The organism is Staphylococcus pseudoxylosus, assembly GCF_044794325.1.
Taxonomy (GTDB): domain Bacteria; phylum Bacillota; class Bacilli; order Staphylococcales; family Staphylococcaceae; genus Staphylococcus; species Staphylococcus pseudoxylosus.
The window spans coordinates 1,392,374-1,409,959 of sequence record NZ_CP085024.1 but is presented as its reverse complement, the minus strand read 5'-3'; the positions used below and the strand labels follow the sequence as shown (position 1 = coordinate 1,409,959).

Below are 17,586 nucleotides of genomic sequence, written 5' to 3'. Positions count from 1 at the left end.
TAATCAAATTAACTTTGATAGCGAAGATCACTTTTAGGAGGTGACACACATGCCAAACATTAAATCTGCAATTAAACGTGTTAACACAACACACACTGCTGAAGCTCGTAATATTTCTCAAAAAAATGAAATGCGTACAGCAGTTAAGAGAGCTCATTCAGCTATAGAAGCTGGTGCTGATAACAAAGCTGACTTAGTGAGCTTTGCTTTGAAAAAAGTAGATAAAGCTGCACAACGCAACTTAATCCACACTAACAAAGCTGCTCGTATCAAGTCTTCATTAATGACAGCTGCTAAATAATAAACAGATTCAAGCAACTGCTCGAATCTACTAATCAAACAAACCTTAGGTGATAGTTCGCCTAAGGTTTGTTTATTTATATTTATATAATTATTTTTCAAAAAAAGCAGTGATCCTTTATCAATTGATTTATTCAACATAATAAACACCGCCACGGTTTAATTTATATATATTATCATCTTTTTAGTGCGAACTGTCGTACAAACTTATCCTTCAATAACGCATCAAACATTTAACTTTTGTGATTTATTATAAAGTACTTTTAAATTACTAAATTATTAAACAAAAAGACTGTCGATGAAATAAAAATATCATCAACAGCCAAATTCTACGTACAAATTCAATATTTCATTTAAATTAAACATAAAACGATATAATATATTTAAAAGTAGAAAACCAATGAGTTAAAAATGCACCAATAGTATTTCAATATGGTTAAATGTCATTTTATCAAGTTAATCATAACTATTTGTATATAATTAAAGTGACAATATAAACAGTTCTAAAATCAATTGTTTATCCATATATGATGACTTCAATTTATAATCTGTTTCTGCACATGTATCAATTATGTTTAATAACTTCTCTAATTGATAATTTCTTGATTGGTTTAAAGCCAATTTAACACGGTATGGATGTGCATTGATTGTTTTAGCTATTTGTTGGCCACTGTAGCCTTTTTGTCCTAATATTTTACATTGATAAAACAAGCGATAATTACTTGTAATTAATGCTAATAATTTAATTGGCTCTTCTTTCATTGCTATCAAGTCTTTCACCAATTGTATAGCTTGGGATTTTTTATTTTTCTGAATATAATCAGTTAATAAAAAAACATTTTGTTCTAAACTTCTATTAACAATTTGATGTACATCTTGCTTATTAATCGTTGCTCTATCACCTAAAAATAGTATTACTTTTTCAAGTTCTTGCTTTACAATATTAAAATTAATACCCGTAAGTTCTAAAAATAAGTCTAACGCATCTTGTTTTATATCTTTGTAATTTTCGTGAAGTTCATTTTTTATCCATTTTTTTATCTCTTCTTCGGTCATTTGTTCAATTTTGATTAAATTAGCGTGTTTCTTTAAAGTTTTAACTAACTTTTTTCTTTCATCTAATTTTGATTGATAGACTTCAAATATTATTAAAGTTTCCCCATCGTATTTTTCAATAAATTCAATAAGTTGATCAGTATTATGATTTAGTTCTTTTGGCGCTTTTTCGCCTGTAAACACATATGCATTTTGAACTAATACTGCTTTTTTGTCAGAAAAAAATGGTAAGGTTAGTGTTTCTTCAATTATAGGAGATAAATCACTTTCATATAAATTATATTTAACAAAGTTAAAATCATCTTTAGGGGCATTCAAGTAACGGTTAATGACTTCAGCTGACTTTTTTTCAATAAGTTCAGGTACTTCACCGTAAATTGTAATAATCTTATCGCTCATCTTTAGCACCCTTTCATCACTATTACGCATTTAATTATTATAGCACGGAGAGGTTGATCTCTCTACATAAAATCATTGGTTCATTTCGGTATTTATAGTTAATTGGGAATTTAATTTTATAGTCACCTCTCCACACTCATTTGATTGGAAAACATGAGAACCTAACCTTTTTAATTTAGTTATAACTTCTTGGTTGGGTAGACGGTATCGATTGGTCTTACCTACAGAAACAAGACAAATGGTTGGTTGTATTTTTTTTATAAATTCATTGCTAGTACTTGTTTTACTTCCATGGTGACCCACTTTTAGTATATCTATCTTTGGCAATTTAAAATTACGCAAAAGTATTTGTTCATTTTTAGTGGTAGCATCTCCCATAAACAACATTTTAATCTTATTATATTCTATAAAAGTTACAATAGAATGTTCATTTAAATCCTCTGAATGCTTAATAGTTGAATCTAGTAAAGTAATATTCGCTTTACCTAGGTTAAATTGCTGTATATTTTTAAAATCAATCAGTTTTATATGATTTCTCTCACTTTGGCGGCTTAAAGTCTTTAATTTATTTATGTTAAAACTTGTTGTATTAATGATTATATTCTTTATCTTGAACTTAGTTATTAAGTAACTTAATTCACCCATATGATCTACATGGGGATGTGAAATAATAATATAATCTAAAGATGTTAGACCGTGCTTTTTAAGTGTAGGTATTATATGATATTTAGCTATATTATGATCTTCTTTCATTGCTGAATCCATAGCTGATCCTATCGATGTGCCACCAGTATCAATAAGTATGCTTTCTCGTTCATTTGTCTCGAATAGAAATGCATCACCTTGATTCACATTTAACATTGTTAATTTATAACAATCATCATGTGGCATGATTGTAGAAATGATATACAAAATAATTACAGTTATGATAAAACATACATAATATTTATGAACTAAAAAAACTAATGCTATAAAAACTGTAACGAAAGTTAAAGTAATAAATATTTCATTAAGTTCAGGTACATGCCATTTATAAATGTTCATGTGTATGAATAGATTGATAGCTACATCGTGGAACATCATCAATAAATTTAGTGGTGTGATAAGGAAACTTAGTTCTAGAGGGAAATGTAAGAGGATAACGATGATAATAACAAATGGAAATAGGATAAATGTATAGAAAGGTACAAAAAAGAGGTTAGTTATAATACCAATCCATTGAATGTGATTAAAGTAAAGAGCACTTATAATAAATGAACCCAGTTGCGCAATTAAAGATAGATAGAAAATATTTTTTATCAAATGAGCTTTTTCTAATAGTGGAAGAGCGAACAAAATAAAAAATGTAATAAGAAAAGAGAATTGAAAGCCTAAATGATAAACAAAAGGTGGATGAAGCAAAGTCATAAAAATAAATGATAATGATAGTATATTAAGCGCATTCTTTGCAATTGATTTAGATAATATAATTAATAAGAGACAAGTCATAGTTGCTCTTATAGCACTTGGAGCTAAATCTATATAAAAAACATATAATGGTAAAATAACGCAAATGACTATTTTAATGATAACAATTGGACATTTCATATGGTTTAACAAAAAATATAATATGCTTGTTAATGTACCTATATGCATGCCACTAATGGCTAATAAATGATATATCCCAATATCTTTATATTTAGCAATGTCGTCTTTACTAATTTCTGATACATCACCACTTATAAGCGCAAAAACCTTACCCGTAGATTCAATGTGTAAATGCTTAAGTCGTTCTAATACGTACTGCTTGTGATAATCTAAAATATATGAATAATCACTTTTGGGTTTATAACAACTACTAAAATCAATATTATTTATAAAAAGTGATAATTGGCTGTATGGGTGATTACTGTACGACTTAAATATAGCCTCAATTTTGCAATTTTGGCGAACAATTTTTGATTGTACTCCCCTAGCATTTTCACTTTTTATTTGATAATAATATTTAAATGTACGCTTTCCTATTTTGACATTTCCTGTTAATTTTTTATCGTTCAAATTTGGCTTATTTATAAAATAAGCTTGAGTATACACAGTTTGTTTCGTTAAAAAGTTATGTTGTTCAACTGTCACTTTTAAATGATATTGAAAATACACATTTGATAATATTGGTATTAATAGAATAAATAGTATTTGAAACCATCTTAACCTTTTTCTAATACCTATTACCATTATGATTACAAAGATCAGCATCGACAATGATTTGACATGTAGCCATAAAATACCAACTAAATATGCTAATGCATAAAAAATCAAGAAGTTATTGATTCATTAAGTATTGTGCTACATGTTCTTGGTTGAAAGGGATTTTCGTGTGTTCGATACCTGATTGATCTAATAATTTCAACGCATAATCATGATTGTGATAATCTTCAGCGTAATAAATTGTTTTAATTCCTGCTTGTATAATTGACTTCGTACAATTCAAACAAGGAAAATGCGTAACATAAATTGTTGCACCATCAGTAGATACTCCCTGTTTAGCACACTGTAATAATGCATTCATTTCAGCATGTATAGTACGTATACAGTGGCCATCTTCTAATAAACAACCTTCATCAATGCAATGAACCTCACCTGATACAGACCCATTGTATCCTCCAGCTATAATTCTATTATCTTTTACAACAGTAGCGCCTACTGACAAGCGTTGACACGTAGAGCGTAATGCCAATAAATGACTTTGTGCCATAAAATATTCTTCCCATTTAATGCGATCCATGATGATAGCCTCCGGTCTTTTGATTAAAATATGATTTTGATTTAATTATAGGTTAATTTGTATCATTTAAAAATGCAACAAAAACTTAAACTACAAAATAATCACTGATCTTTTCCAGTGTTTTTGATCCTATTCCTTTAACTTCTTTTAATTGATCCACTGATTCAAAATTGCCATGTTGCTCTCTATATTCAATAATAGATTTAGCTTTTGTAGGACCAATACCATTTACACTTAATAATTGAGTTTCGCTAGCACTATTTAAGTTTATTTTTCCTTGTTGACTATCGTTCAATTCAGTTTTCAAAGCTAGGGTTTGCTCTTGTTGGTGGTTATTTGATTTACTTGAATCATTAGTATTTGCAACTGGTGTTTCTCCCTTTTTGGGAATATATATAACTTTTTGATCCAACAACTTTTCAGCAAGGTTAATTGTTGAAAGATCTGCATTATCCAAAATCTGTGCTTTATCTAATAACTGTTTGACTCTGTCTGTAGACTTCATTTCGTAGATATTAGGATGTTTAACCGCACCTTTTACATCTACAATAATCACTTCATTTTCGGATTTTCTAGGTTTTTCTTTTCGTTTAATATTAGATTCAGTTTCTTTAGATTGAGATTCACTTGCCACTTTATTTATAGATACTGTTGAAATTTCGTTCATCTTTTTGTCATCCATATGAATAAATTTATTAGCTAAAAAAATAAGTGTTAGTAATAAAACAATTGAAATAATGCTAAATATAATTTTATATTTGATAATAATTTCTTTCCATCTTTCCCATTGAAACAACATAAAAATCACTCCTTTATACAATACACGTACAAAGGAGTGATTTTACTTTTATTTTTTAACAATGAAAAACAAGCGGTGTCCTTCACCATCATGATTATTAATTTCAAAATCTACAAATGTCTGAATATCCTTAAAACCTACTTGGGTAAGCATATCCTTGTATTCTGATTCTAGATAGGTACGCTGATAGTGAGATTCATCAAATCGATTATACTTACCATCAGATTGTCTAATAAAAAATGACATATCATGCCATACACTTAATGGTTCTTCACCTTTAACAGCTTCCCATCCAAGAAATACATCTTCCGATTCATCAATATAACTTTGATTATTAAATAAAGTATCCATTTTAAAACTTGTGTGCACATCAAACATAAATACACCATTATTATCTAAATGCTCGAAAACACGTTTGAAAGTTGCAACAACATGCTCTGTCTCAGGTAAATAATTTAATGAATCGCAAAAAATGGTGATAACATCAAATGATGTGTTGAGTTGAAAATCAGTCATATCACCTTCTAGCCAATTAACATGTTCTGATTTATGTGCTGCTATCGCAAGCATATCGATACTGAGGTCCATACCAGTCACTTGTTTAAATTCATTAAATAATGACGTTAAGCTACCTGTACCGCATCCTATATCTAAGATAGAGCCTTTATCTTCTGCAAAATAATTTACAATCTCTAACCAAGACTCATAAGGCTGATCAAGCGTTAACTGATCGTAAAACAGGCTCATTTCTTCATATTGAGACATAATTAATATACTACCTGTCTATATGATTCTAATGGTGCGTCTCTATATAATTTTTCAATATTATAATAATCTCTTTCGTCTTTGTGGAAAACGTGTACGACTACATTTGCTAAATCAATAAGAATCCATCTCGCTTCATTAAAGCCTTCCATACGCTTAACTTCAATTTCTGCTTCGTTAGCTGCGTCTTTAACTGCACGTGCGATTGATTGAACTTGTTTTTCATTATTTCCGTGACAAACTACGAAATAATCTGTCATATCGCTAATACCTTTCATATTTAATGAAATAATATCTTCTGCTTTTTTATTCTCTGTTGCTTCGACAGCTAGCTTTAATAGTTGATCTGATTTCATCTAATCATCCTTTACTCTTTCGTCACTGTAATTATAATAATTTAAACATGCAATCGTTGCGTCATAAACATTAATATCTTTATTAATTAAATATAACACTGTTCGCTTAGATATTTCGTATATAGTTTTATCTAAGCTACCTTGATTGTATGCTAAATCTCTAATTTCTTCAACGCCTGGGGTCTGACGGCCTGGTTCTATATAATCTGCAATAAATACAAGTTTTTCGGTTTTCGTCATTTGAGCACGGCCAGTAGTATGATTTTTAATTGCGAGTAATACTTCTTCATCTTTAATACCATAGTGTTCTTTCATAATTACTGCACAAACTGGCCCGTGTAATATTTCAGAGCCATAACTTAGTAAATTGCGATCTAAATCTTGTTGTGTAACAATTTGATACATTGAACCTAGGTCATCATACTTTGAATAATCATGTAAAATACCTGCAAGTTCAGCTTTATCTTTGTCACCATCATAAATTTCTGCTAATTTCACGGCTGTTTCTGCTACTCTTAATGAATGGTTAAACCTTTTTTCAGGTAATTTCTCCTTAACAATTTCAACTGCTTGATCAATTTTCATATAATCCTTCCTCTCGGATATATTGTTCAACACTTGGAGGAACCAAAACCTGAATATTCCTATTAGATTTTATTCTATCTCTAATTAACGTTGAACTAATATCAATGCGCGGGATTGTAATTGCTATCATATCTGCATCAACACTTTGTTGTGCCTTGTCTCTATTAACAATTACAAATGTGATGAGCTCTTTTAATTCATCTATTTTATACCACTTATCTAGCTGATCATACTGATCAGTGCCAATCACCAAATATATTTTAGCTTCAGGATTTTCTTCTAACATCGAATGAACGGTATCAAATGTATAGCTCTGTCCCTTTCGCTCTATTTCGTCTAAATAAACTTCGCCGAATCCAAGTTCCTTAATAACATTGTGTATCATTGTAACCCTATGATTTGCGTCTAAGAAATCTTCATGAACCTTTAAAGGTGACATATAACTTGGTAAAAAATAAAATACATCCGGTTTAATGACATCATTAACTTCACTAGCTACTACCATGTGAGCAACATGAATCGGGTTAAACTGCCCACCATATATTACGATTGACTTTGTCATTATGGTAATTGAATTTGCTTATTGTCTTGAGATTCTTTATACAACACAATCATAGACCCGATTACTTGCACAATGTCACTACGCGTTGCATCGCTTAAAGTCTGTGCTAAATCATTTTTATCTTCAGAATTATTTTGTAACACATGTATTTTAATGAGTTCTCTATTTTCTAAAATATCTTGTAGTTGATCTACCATATTATCATTTATACCCGCTTTACCTATTTGAAAAGTTGGGTCGACATTATGGGCTTTACTGCGTAAAAATCTTTTTTGCTTACCTGTTAACATAATTAACTCCTTTATAAATGCTTTAAAACTGCCTCTTTCATAATTTGGATTTGAGGTAGTTCATTTGTCCATATTTTAAAACTCTCTGCTCCTTGATATACAAACATATCAAGGCCATTGTGAATTGGGTTTCCTTTCGCTTCTGCTATTTCTAAAATTGGCGTTTTAAAAGGTACATACACAATATCACTAACTAAAGTTCGCGAATCTAAGTGATCTAGATTAATAACTACCTCCTTGTTTTCATGCATACCGGCCGGTGTTGTATTAATCACAATATCAAATTCATCTAGCGCTTGTTCTGCTTCTTCCAAAGTAATTTGGTTCACATCTAAATCCCAATTTTCAAAACGTTTCAAAGTTCTATTAGCAATGGTTAATTTAGAGTGTACATGCTTAACTAATTCATTTGCAATACCTTTACTTGCGCCGCCAGCACCTAAAATTAATATATAAGCATTTTCCAAATCTGGATATACCTGTTTTAATCCCGTAACATACCCAATACCATCTGTATTGTAGCCAATCCATTTACCATCTTCAATTTTCACTGTATTTACAGCGCCAACTGTCTTGGATTGATCATCTATTTCATCTAGATATGGCAATATATTTTCTTTATGAGGAATCGTCACATTAAATCCAGAAAGTGCTTTTTCATCAATAATTTCTTTGATTAGGTGAAATTGATCTTCTGGTATATTAATTGCTTCATAAGATGATGGATTGTTTAACGCTTTAAAATTCGCATTATGCATGATTGGGGATAATGAATGTACTATTGGGTTACCTATTACCGCATATTTCATGTTTATGCCACCTTACATTATTGAATTTCTTAATACTACATCAACATTTTTAGGTACGCGAATGATAACTTTAGCACCTTCATCAATTGTAATAAATCCTAAACCAGAAATCATCACGTCGCGTTTTTCTTTTCCAGTTTCTAACCTTACCGCTTTAACATTTTGTAAGTCAAAATGCTCTGGGTCATTAGGTGGTGCAAGCACAGCGCCTAACTGATTACGCCATAATTCATTGGCGTTTTCAGTTTTGGTACGGTGTATATTTAATTCATTAGAAAAATAACAGACTAGTGGCCGTTTCCCACCACTTACGTAATCGATTCTTGCTAGTCCACCAAAGAATAGGGTTTGACCTTCATTCAATTGGTATATACGTTGTTTAACTTCCTTTTTCGGCATGATTGTCTTAAGTTCATTTTCAGTGACATAATGTGTCATCTGATGTTCTTGAATTACACCAGGTGTATCGTACATGAAAGAAGTATCGTCTAAAGGAATATCAATCATATCTAAAGTCGTACCAGGAAATCTTGATGTTGTAACTACGTCTTTTTCGCCAACACTTCGTTCAATTAATTTATTAATAAGCGTTGATTTCCCTACATTTGTCGTACCTACAATATATACGTCTTCACTGTTTCTTAATGTATTGATTGAATTTAATAAATCTTCAATACCTTCATTTTTTTCAGCAGAAATAAGTACAACATCATCAGCTTCTAGGCCATATTTTCTAGCTGTCTTTTTCAGCCACTCTTTCACACGACGCTTATTAATTTGTTTAGGTAATAAGTCTACTTTATTGGCTACTAAAATAATCTTTTTGTTACCTACAATACGTTTAATTGCATTAATAAATGAACCTTCAAAATCAAATACATCAACTACATTCACAACAATTCCGCTTCTATCGGCTAAGCCATTGAGTAATTTTAAGAAGTCTTCACTATCTAACCCTACATCTTGTACTTCGTTGTAATTCTTCAATCTAAAACATCTCTTACAAATGACATCCTCGCGATATAAATTATGTTCTGGTACATAACCGGGCGCATTTGGATCTTCAGCTTGTAATGGCGCACCACAACCAATACATTTCAATATTTCAGTTTCAGCCAATCAGTTTTCCTCCCATGTAATATAACCTTTTTTTCTAAAATGTTGTAACAATCTTCGCTCGATTAAACGGTTAAATTTTGTTATAAAACCATCTGTTTGTTTTACAGGAACAACCATAATTGTAAATATGCCTCTTCTATTACCACCAAATACGTCTGTTAGCATTTGATCTCCTATTACTACAATCTCAGAAGGTTTCAAATTCATTAATTTTGATGCTTGGTTAAAAGCTCTACCTCTTGGTTTTTTCGCCCTAAATATATAATCAACTTTTAATGATTCTGAAAAACTTCCAACACGTTGTTTATTATTATTAGAAACAATTGTTATTGTAATACCTGATTCTTTTGCTTGTTTAAACCATTGTTTAACAGCTTCTGTTGGATTTGCTACATCCCATCCTACAAGCGTATTATCTAAATCTGTAATTATACCTTTAACACCAGATGCTGCAAGTTTTTCAATATCTATTTGAAAAATAGACTGAACATATTCATTTGGCATAAAATAATGCTTTATCATACCCATTTTATTTTCACCTTTTTATATAGTTTTAATTAAGTGTACTACGATCTCACTTGAAGATATTGCTGCTTTTTCTAAAAATGCTTCAAATGTAATACCCGCATCGCCATCTGCTAAATCTGAAATTGCACGAGTAATTATAAATGGCATATTGAATTGATGACAAGTTTGTGCAATCGCAGTGGCTTCCATTTCCACTGCCATAGCTTGAGGAAAGTTTGTTTTAATTGCCATGCGTTGTTCACTTGTACCAATAAAACTATCGCCACTAACGATCAAGCCTGTCTTGGCATTGATTTGTTGTTGCTCAATAGCTTCAATTGCTTTGTTTATTAATGTTTTATCTGCAACAAATTGCGCCGGCATTTGTGGGATTTGTCCTAGTTGATAGCCAAAAGCTCTTGCGTCTGCATCATGATAGGCAACCATATCACTTACGACAACGTCTCCTACATTTAATGATTTGTCTAGTGCACCGGCAGAACCTGTATTAATAATTAAGTCAGGCTCAAATTGATTAATTAATAATGTAGTTGAAATCGCTACATTCACTTTACCAATACCACTTTGTGTAAGAATTATGTCTTTACCTTCTAAATTCCCTTTATAAAAGATTACATGCGCGATTTTAATTTCTTCTAAATTTTTTATTTTATCTTTTAAGATTGCTACTTCTTCTTCCATAGCACCTATAATACCAATCACATTCATTCACCTCATCTTAAAATCCTAGCCTTAGTTATTCTACCATATTTAAAAGAATAGCTCGATATTAGTTCTATGTTTTTATTCAATTTCCAAATATTCAATTCTTTATCTATTTCGATTCTTAATCAAAACCATTTCTATCCTATTTAATTATGACACGTTCCATAGTTAAAACCCTGTAAGTATGCGTCAATGACAATACTTACAGGGTTTATAAAATTATTTATTAACTACCAAATAATTCAGTGAGTCCTTGTAATGAGAACACGCCCGTTACAATGGTTACAATCACCGCAACTATTCCGAACACGAGCATCCAAGTGGGATGTTTATAATCTCCAACTATAGATTTACGTTTACTAGCAATCAATATTGTACCTAACGTAATTGGTAAAATCAAACCATTTAATGCCCCTGCAACTATTAAAAGTGTTACAGGCTTACCTAGTGATAAGAACACTAAAGTTGAAAACACAATAAAACTAATTACAATGATATTTGTTTTATTATAGACTGATTTATGAAGTGTTTTTAAGAATGTAGCACTCGTATATGCAGAACCAATGACTGATGACATGGCTGCAGCAAATAATACAACACCAAAGATATTACGTCCTATCGGTCCTAGAACATGTTCAAACACAGAAGCTGGTGGATTTTCTGAGTTTAATGTTACACCGGTAACTACTACACCTAGTACTGCTAAGAATAGCAATGTTCTTAAAACACCTGTTGTTAAAATACCTGAGATGGCTGCTTTATTTACAAATGGTAAGTATGCCTTCCCTTGAATGCCTGAGTCTAATATTCTATGTGCTCCTGCAAAAGTAATATAGCCACCAACCGTACCACCGACTAAAGTAATAATAGGCAAGACGAGTGCAAGTGGTTGTTCAGGCATAACTAAATGTTTAGCCGCTTCAGCATAAGGTGGATTCGCTTTGAACATAACAAATGCTACTACAATAATCATCAATACACCTAAGAACATTGTAACTACATCCATTATTTTCTGTCCGCTTTTACTAATAAATATACCAATTGATAAGACGGCGGTAATGGCTGCGCCAATTTTAACATCTAAGCCAAATATGGCATTTAGTCCTAGTCCAGCACCAGCAATATTACCGATGTTAAATGCGAGACCACCTATTGCAATAAGAATAGAAATAAATGTTCCTAGTCCATTGACTATTTCATTAGCTATTTCTTGTCCTCGTTTTCCGGTTACAACTAGCACACGCCAAATATTAATTTGTGCACCTATATCAATAATTATTGATAGCAAAATGGCAAATGCAAAACTTGAAGCAAATTGCGCAGTAAAGACAGCAGTTTGTGTTAAAAATGCTGGTCCTATTGCGGAAGTCGCCATTAAAAATACTGACCCTAATAGTAGTCTTTTGTGATTCTTAGTAAACTTAAATTCTTGCTCATCTGACTTTAATCTTTCCCCCATAATTTAGCCCTCCAGCCTTGAAATAGAAATACCTTCTTTCGACAATCTTTCTCTTATTTGCGATACAAATTCAAGCGCATGCGCACCATCTCCGTGTACGCAAATAGTATCAGCTTCTATATCTATTGTATTGTTATTTTTGGTAATAACTTTTTGTGATTTTACCATATTTATAACTTGTTCGATAGCTTCATTTGTATCTGTAATAAGTGCATTGGCATCTTTTCTACTTACAAGCTGTCCATCATCTTCATAGCGTCTATCAGCAAACACTTCTGAAGCAGTTGCTAATCCTACTGATTTAGCTTCTGATATAAGCAATGTATTTGATAGTCCAACAAATATCAGTGATTCATCAAAGTCATAAACTGCTTGTGCAATTGCCTGTGCAATTGCTTTATCTCTTGCCCCCATTTGATATAGCGCTCCATGAGGTTTCACATGATTCATTGAAACATCATGGATTTTACAAAATCCATAAAGTGCACCTAGTTGATAAACTACAATATCGTAAATCTCATTCGGTGTAATATCCATATTTCTACGACCAAACCCTTGCAAGTCTGGTAAACCTGGATGTGCACCAATTCCAATATTATGTTGTTTTGCGAGTGCAATCGTTTGATTCATAACATGTTGATCACCAGCATGAAAACCACAAGCTATATTTGCTGATGTAACGAGTGGAATAATATCTTTGTCGCCACCAAAAGAATAATTACCAAATGCTTCTCCTAAATCGCAATTTAAATCCACTTTCATTTTGTTTCCTCCTTAATGATTTGATGCCTATCTAAAAACTTAATATCCACTTCTTCAGCATTTCCTTCTGCATACAAAGGATATGATAATACAGCATATAGGAAATCTGCGGTGGTTGTAAATCCATCTATCACCATTTCATCAAGTACTACTTTCAATTTCTTAATTGCTAATTGGCGAGTCGATGATTTAACAATAACCTTAGCAACCAACGAATCATAATTAGGGGAAACTGTGTACCCATGATATAACAAACTATCCACACGAATATTAAAACCTTGTGGTAAATGTAAAGATTGGACTGTCCCTGGTGAAGGTTGAAATTGTCTTTCTGGATTTTCAGCATTAATTCTTGCTTCTATTACGTGACCATTAAAAATAATATCTTCTTGCTCAAATGGTAAGGTACCATGCTGCATCAAATAAAGTTGCGCCTGTAATAAATCTCGATTAGCTCTCATTTCAGTTACAGTATGCTCTACTTGAATACGCGCATTCATCTCAATGAAATAGTATGCATCTTTAGTAACTAAATATTCTATTGTGCCTGCGCTCCTATAATTTGAAGCTTTCGCAACCTTAACTGCATCTAAACACATAGATTCTCTCATTTCATCAGTTATAGCTGCACACGGTGATTCTTCGATCAACTTCTGATTTTTTCTTTGTACTGAACAATCTCTTTCGCCTAAATGTATGTAATTTTCGTTCCCATCACCTATTACTTGAACTTCAACATGTTTTGCAACTGGTATAAAGGCTTCTACATATATACGATCATCATCAAAATATTTTTTTCCTTCGCTTTTTGCTTCTGTAAAAGATTTAGCAAGCATATCTTCAGTTTTAACAATTCTAATCCCTTTACCACCGCCACCACTAGCAGCTTTCAACACAAGCGGATAGCCAATTTCTTGTGCAATGTTTTGCACCTCTTCAATTGATTCTACAGCTTTTGTCGATCCTGGAATAATTGGTACGCCTGCATTATCTACAGTTTGCCTTGCTGTAATTTTATCTCCCATCATTTCCATCGTATTTTGCGTAGGACCTATAAAGTAGATATCATTTTCTTCTACTTTTTTTGCAAAAGATGAACTTTCTGATAGAAATCCATAACCTGGGTGAATAGCATTCGCGCCTGTAATTTTAGCTGCACTTATAATTCTGTCCTGATTTAAATAACTCTCTAATGGGTTAGCATCACCAATACAAACTGCTTGATCTGCTAAACTGACATGTAAACTTTTCTCGTCACCTAGAGCGTATATTGCAACCGTTTCAATATCAAGTTCTCTACAAGCTCGAATAATTCTTACTGCAATTTCACCTCTGTTTGCGATTAAACAACGATACATACAAACACCCCTTTTTTCAGACTTATTTCACTTTTATAATCTGTTGATTATATTCAACATTAGACCCGTGCTCGACAAGAATTTCATCTACCACGCCAGAAATGTCACTTACTACTTCATTTAAAACTTTCATCGCTTCTATGTAACCAATCGTATCTCCTTTTTTAATTTCGTCACCAACATTTACGATTGGGTTGGTTAATTCTTTCTCATCTTGCAAGAAAAATGTTCCGACCATAGGTGATTTAACTGATTGATAATTTGATTCGTTTGTTTCATCATTAGACGTATCGTTTGAATATGCTGCACTCGACTGATTAGATGGTTGGTTTGAAACAACATTATTAGCTACGCCTTCTGTGAAATCTATTGATATTTCATGTTCAAAATCTTTATAGCTGAATTTCTTAACTTCATTTGATTTAACCAATTTAATTAATTGTTCTACTTTTTCTAAATTCATTATTATTCTCCTTTAAGTAATTTATTAATTCGATTAGAAGTCTTTCTCAGTTGAGATATATCGAAAATAGGTGCTTTTAATATTTGATTTTGCTTTTCATTAAAGGCTTGCTCTTTTTCCTTTAACTTTTCTGTAGCTGTTGCTACCGTTACCCATTCAAATTTAATCGTTTCATTAGGTTTTTTCTGCGCAAGTATCGGTAAATCGGCAGCACACACTGTTGCAATTTTAGTATAGCCACCAACCGTTTGTTTATCATTTAATAAAATAATAGGATTACCATCATTTGGAACTTGAATACTACCCAAAGCTACAGGTTCAGAAATGATATCTGCAGATTCCATTGGTGCGATATTTTCACCTTGTAAACGAAAACCCATTCGGTCTGATTTTTCTGAAATTTCAAAGACTTCGTTTACTAACTTTTGTTTAGCTTCATCACTAAAATGCTCTATTTGAGGACCTTCTATTACATGAATTAATTCTTGATTTAACGTCTCAACTGGACAACTCAAACCTATCCGCTCTGTGTACATATGATTTAGTTGACATGTGATTACATCAGAAGACTTTAATGCTCTGCCATGATAGCCACCTATCTTACTTCTGGTATGTGTTGAATAACTATTGGCTACTTTTGGTATTTCGATTGGTTTCCCGAACAATATATATCCTCTTGCCCCATCAACAACTGAACCTATTTTTAATTCATCACCCTTCTCAACAAAAATAACTGTTTGATGAGAGATAGTTTGATCGTTTAATGTCGCTTCAAAACGTCCACCTGTTAACACAAATGTATTATCGTTTAGAAATTGTATTGTCGGCCCAATTATCGTGAATTCAATGGCCGGTCCTTCATTACCTATTAATGTATACCCTATTCTTAAAGCATAAGTATCTAGTGCACCAGCTGTTGAAAAACCTTGGTCTTGATAACCAACTCTACCTAAATCTTGAACTGTACTAAATAAGCCAGGGTTTAATATTTTAATACCCATACTATATATTCACCCACTTTGCAATTTCAAAATCATCTTGTAGTTGTGACTGTTGTATATGCTCAAATGTTTCTTCATCAATTGAATAAAACTTAATTGTATCTCCTGAATTATATAAGCTCATTGGCGTGCGATTAATATCGAATACTCGAATTGGTGTACGACCAATTATCTGCCATCCCCCCGGTGATTCCTTTGGATATAAACCAGTTTGATTATTAGCAATACCAACTGAACCAGCAGGTATACTTGTTCTTGGTTCCTGCCTTCTTGGAGTATGTAATTGTGGATTCAAACCTCCTAAAAATGGAAAACCAGGCATAAAGCCAAGCATATATATTAAGTATGTATTATCTGTATGTAATTGCACAACTTCTTCTTCTGATAAATTATTATATGAAGCAACTTCACTTAGATCTTGACCATACGCTCCACCGTAAAGTACAGGGATATTGATTTGCTTAGCTTCCCTATTTGTATACGCTTCCAATTCATTGTCTGATTGATCCAATTTAAGTTCTTCAACTACTTGTTTAACATCGCATTGTGCGATATCAATATTAAGCATAATTGCTCTATAGCTCGGTACAATATCTATAATTGCAGGATGTTTTTGATTTATAATATACTGTTTGACTTGTTGAACTTTATTAAAAATATCTTGATTTATTTGAGCTTCAAAATAAATCATAATAGTTTGTTCGTTTATTAATTTATACTCCAGAAACGTATCCCCCTTTATGCTTTCTGCAATTAATTTTAAATAAAAACTTAATTACGAGATTAACATTATCATTATATCATTCATTTTATTTTCCTGTTTAATAGTAAATAATTATCAACAATAATAATAAATGCAAATACATAAAATCTTAATGTTTAATTATTAAGTAGAGTCATTTTTTATTAATATACTATTAAATATTTTTAATGTTAATCTATAAAATGCAATCTATTAGTATAGAGACACTACAATATATTTTAAGTACCCCCCAACAGTAAAGACGCTGCTAGGGGGTACTTAATTATATTATCTAATATTAACAATTTTCACGTTGATTTCTCCACCATTTGGTAATGGTACACGTACTTCATCATCTAATTTTTTCCCAATCAAACTTTTTGCCATTGGTGATTCGTTAGAGATTTTTCCTTTAAATGCATCAGATTCTGCAGAACCGACAATTTGATATTCTTCTTCTTCATCGCCAGGTAATTCTACAAAAGTTACAGTTTTACCTAACTGCACTTGATTATTATCACCATTATCTTCAATAATAAGTGCATTACGTAACATATGTTCTACACGTTGGATATCTTGTTCAATAAAACCTTGCTCATCTTTAGCTGCATCGTACTCTGAGTTCTCTGATAAATCTCCAAAAGAACGTGCAACTTTAATTTTTTCAACGACTTCAGGTCGCTTAACTGTTTTTAATTCTTCAAGTTCATTTTCTAACTTTTCAAATCCTTCTTGAGTCATTGGATATTGTTTTTGATTTTCCATTA

At 31.8% G+C, this 17,586-nt stretch carries 21 protein-coding genes; 1 reads left to right on the top strand and 20 read right to left on the bottom strand.

The features are described 5' to 3' along the window. Positions 1 to 49: 49 nt before the first annotated feature. Positions 50 to 301 carry a 30S ribosomal protein S20 gene (gene rpsT, locus LG295_RS06760; protein ID WP_017724620.1) on the top strand — a complete coding sequence of 84 codons (252 nt, stop codon included), beginning with the start codon at positions 50 to 52 and terminating at the stop codon, positions 299 to 301. A 479-nt stretch (positions 302 to 780) separates the two neighbouring features. On the opposite strand, the gene holA is transcribed toward rpsT, so the two are convergent. The 20 genes from holA to greA form a co-directional block, all read right to left on the bottom strand. After that, positions 781 to 1,755: a DNA polymerase III subunit delta gene (gene holA, locus LG295_RS06755; RefSeq protein ID WP_318832822.1), complete on the bottom strand. Its 975-nt coding sequence runs from the start codon at positions 1,753 to 1,755 to the stop codon at positions 781 to 783. Positions 1,756 to 1,827: 72 nt separating this feature from the next. Then, positions 1,828 to 4,050 (bottom strand): DNA internalization-related competence protein ComEC/Rec2, encoded by a 2,223-nt coding sequence (locus tag LG295_RS06750; RefSeq protein WP_404476790.1) that lies wholly within the window; start codon positions 4,048 to 4,050, stop codon positions 1,828 to 1,830. A 4-nt stretch (positions 4,051 to 4,054) separates the two neighbouring features. After that, positions 4,055 to 4,516, bottom strand: coding sequence for a ComE operon protein 2 (locus LG295_RS06745; RefSeq protein WP_017724623.1), 462 nt, complete (start codon positions 4,514 to 4,516; stop codon positions 4,055 to 4,057). A gap of 85 nt (positions 4,517 to 4,601) precedes the next feature. Beyond that, entirely contained in the window at positions 4,602 to 5,315 is a 714-nt protein-coding gene (locus LG295_RS06740) for a helix-hairpin-helix domain-containing protein (RefSeq protein WP_326020289.1), read from the bottom strand. A gap of 48 nt (positions 5,316 to 5,363) precedes the next feature. Continuing rightward, a complete protein-coding gene (locus LG295_RS06735; protein WP_107530713.1) occupies positions 5,364 to 6,080 on the bottom strand; it encodes a class I SAM-dependent methyltransferase in 717 nt (238 codons plus the stop codon). Positions 6,081 to 6,082: 2 nt separating this feature from the next. Next, positions 6,083 to 6,436: a ribosome silencing factor gene (gene rsfS, locus LG295_RS06730; protein WP_017724626.1), complete on the bottom strand. Its 354-nt coding sequence runs from the start codon at positions 6,434 to 6,436 to the stop codon at positions 6,083 to 6,085. Then, positions 6,437 to 7,021: a bis(5'-nucleosyl)-tetraphosphatase (symmetrical) YqeK gene (gene yqeK / locus LG295_RS06725; RefSeq protein ID WP_107558723.1), complete on the bottom strand. Its 585-nt coding sequence runs from the start codon at positions 7,019 to 7,021 to the stop codon at positions 6,437 to 6,439. Then, positions 7,011 to 7,583 (bottom strand): nicotinate (nicotinamide) nucleotide adenylyltransferase, encoded by a 573-nt coding sequence (gene nadD, locus LG295_RS06720; protein ID WP_107558722.1) that lies wholly within the window; start codon positions 7,581 to 7,583, stop codon positions 7,011 to 7,013. The genes yqeK and nadD overlap by 11 nt, the downstream gene beginning before the upstream one ends. Further along, positions 7,583 to 7,873, bottom strand: coding sequence for a ribosome assembly RNA-binding protein YhbY (yhbY, locus tag LG295_RS06715; RefSeq protein ID WP_017724629.1), 291 nt, complete (start codon positions 7,871 to 7,873; stop codon positions 7,583 to 7,585). The genes nadD and yhbY overlap by 1 nt, the downstream gene beginning before the upstream one ends. An 11-nt stretch (positions 7,874 to 7,884) precedes the next feature. After that, a complete protein-coding gene (aroE, locus tag LG295_RS06710) occupies positions 7,885 to 8,682 on the bottom strand; it encodes a shikimate dehydrogenase (protein ID WP_107530716.1) in 798 nt (265 codons plus the stop codon). Positions 8,683 to 8,694: 12 nt separating this feature from the next. Further along, positions 8,695 to 9,801, bottom strand: coding sequence for a ribosome biogenesis GTPase YqeH (gene yqeH / locus LG295_RS06705; protein WP_325999135.1), 1,107 nt, complete (start codon positions 9,799 to 9,801; stop codon positions 8,695 to 8,697). After that, complete coding sequence (locus tag LG295_RS06700; RefSeq protein WP_404476780.1) at positions 9,802 to 10,329, bottom strand: YqeG family HAD IIIA-type phosphatase; 528 nt, start codon at positions 10,327 to 10,329, stop codon at positions 9,802 to 9,804. Between the two features lie 15 nt (positions 10,330 to 10,344). Then, positions 10,345 to 11,031 (bottom strand): 5'-methylthioadenosine/S-adenosylhomocysteine nucleosidase, encoded by a 687-nt coding sequence (gene mtnN / locus LG295_RS06695; protein WP_404476778.1) that lies wholly within the window; start codon positions 11,029 to 11,031, stop codon positions 10,345 to 10,347. Positions 11,032 to 11,260: 229 nt separating this feature from the next. Continuing rightward, complete coding sequence (locus LG295_RS06690) at positions 11,261 to 12,493, bottom strand: NRAMP family divalent metal transporter (protein WP_107530720.1); 1,233 nt, start codon at positions 12,491 to 12,493, stop codon at positions 11,261 to 11,263. Between the two features lie 3 nt (positions 12,494 to 12,496). Beyond that, positions 12,497 to 13,255, bottom strand: a complete 759-nt coding sequence (pxpA, locus tag LG295_RS06685; protein ID WP_107530721.1) for a 5-oxoprolinase subunit PxpA — start codon at positions 13,253 to 13,255, stop codon at positions 12,497 to 12,499. Beyond that, positions 13,252 to 14,613, bottom strand: a complete 1,362-nt coding sequence (locus tag LG295_RS06680) for an acetyl/propionyl/methylcrotonyl-CoA carboxylase subunit alpha (RefSeq protein ID WP_107558780.1) — start codon at positions 14,611 to 14,613, stop codon at positions 13,252 to 13,254. Before LG295_RS06680 ends, pxpA begins: the two co-directional genes overlap by 4 nt. A gap of 22 nt (positions 14,614 to 14,635) precedes the next feature. After that, complete coding sequence (locus LG295_RS06675) at positions 14,636 to 15,076, bottom strand: biotin/lipoyl-containing protein (protein WP_107530723.1); 441 nt, start codon at positions 15,074 to 15,076, stop codon at positions 14,636 to 14,638. Positions 15,077 to 15,078: 2 nt separating this feature from the next. Further along, on the bottom strand, positions 15,079 to 16,077 hold the full coding sequence (locus LG295_RS06670; protein ID WP_107558778.1) for a biotin-dependent carboxyltransferase family protein: 999 nt from the start codon (positions 16,075 to 16,077) through the stop codon (positions 15,079 to 15,081). A 1-nt stretch (position 16,078) separates the two neighbouring features. Continuing rightward, on the bottom strand, positions 16,079 to 16,801 hold the full coding sequence (gene pxpB / locus LG295_RS06665) for a 5-oxoprolinase subunit PxpB (RefSeq protein WP_107558784.1): 723 nt from the start codon (positions 16,799 to 16,801) through the stop codon (positions 16,079 to 16,081). A 306-nt stretch (positions 16,802 to 17,107) separates the two neighbouring features. Next, a complete protein-coding gene (gene greA / locus LG295_RS06660; protein WP_107531929.1) occupies positions 17,108 to 17,584 on the bottom strand; it encodes a transcription elongation factor GreA in 477 nt (158 codons plus the stop codon). Positions 17,585 to 17,586: the final 2 nt, after the last annotated feature.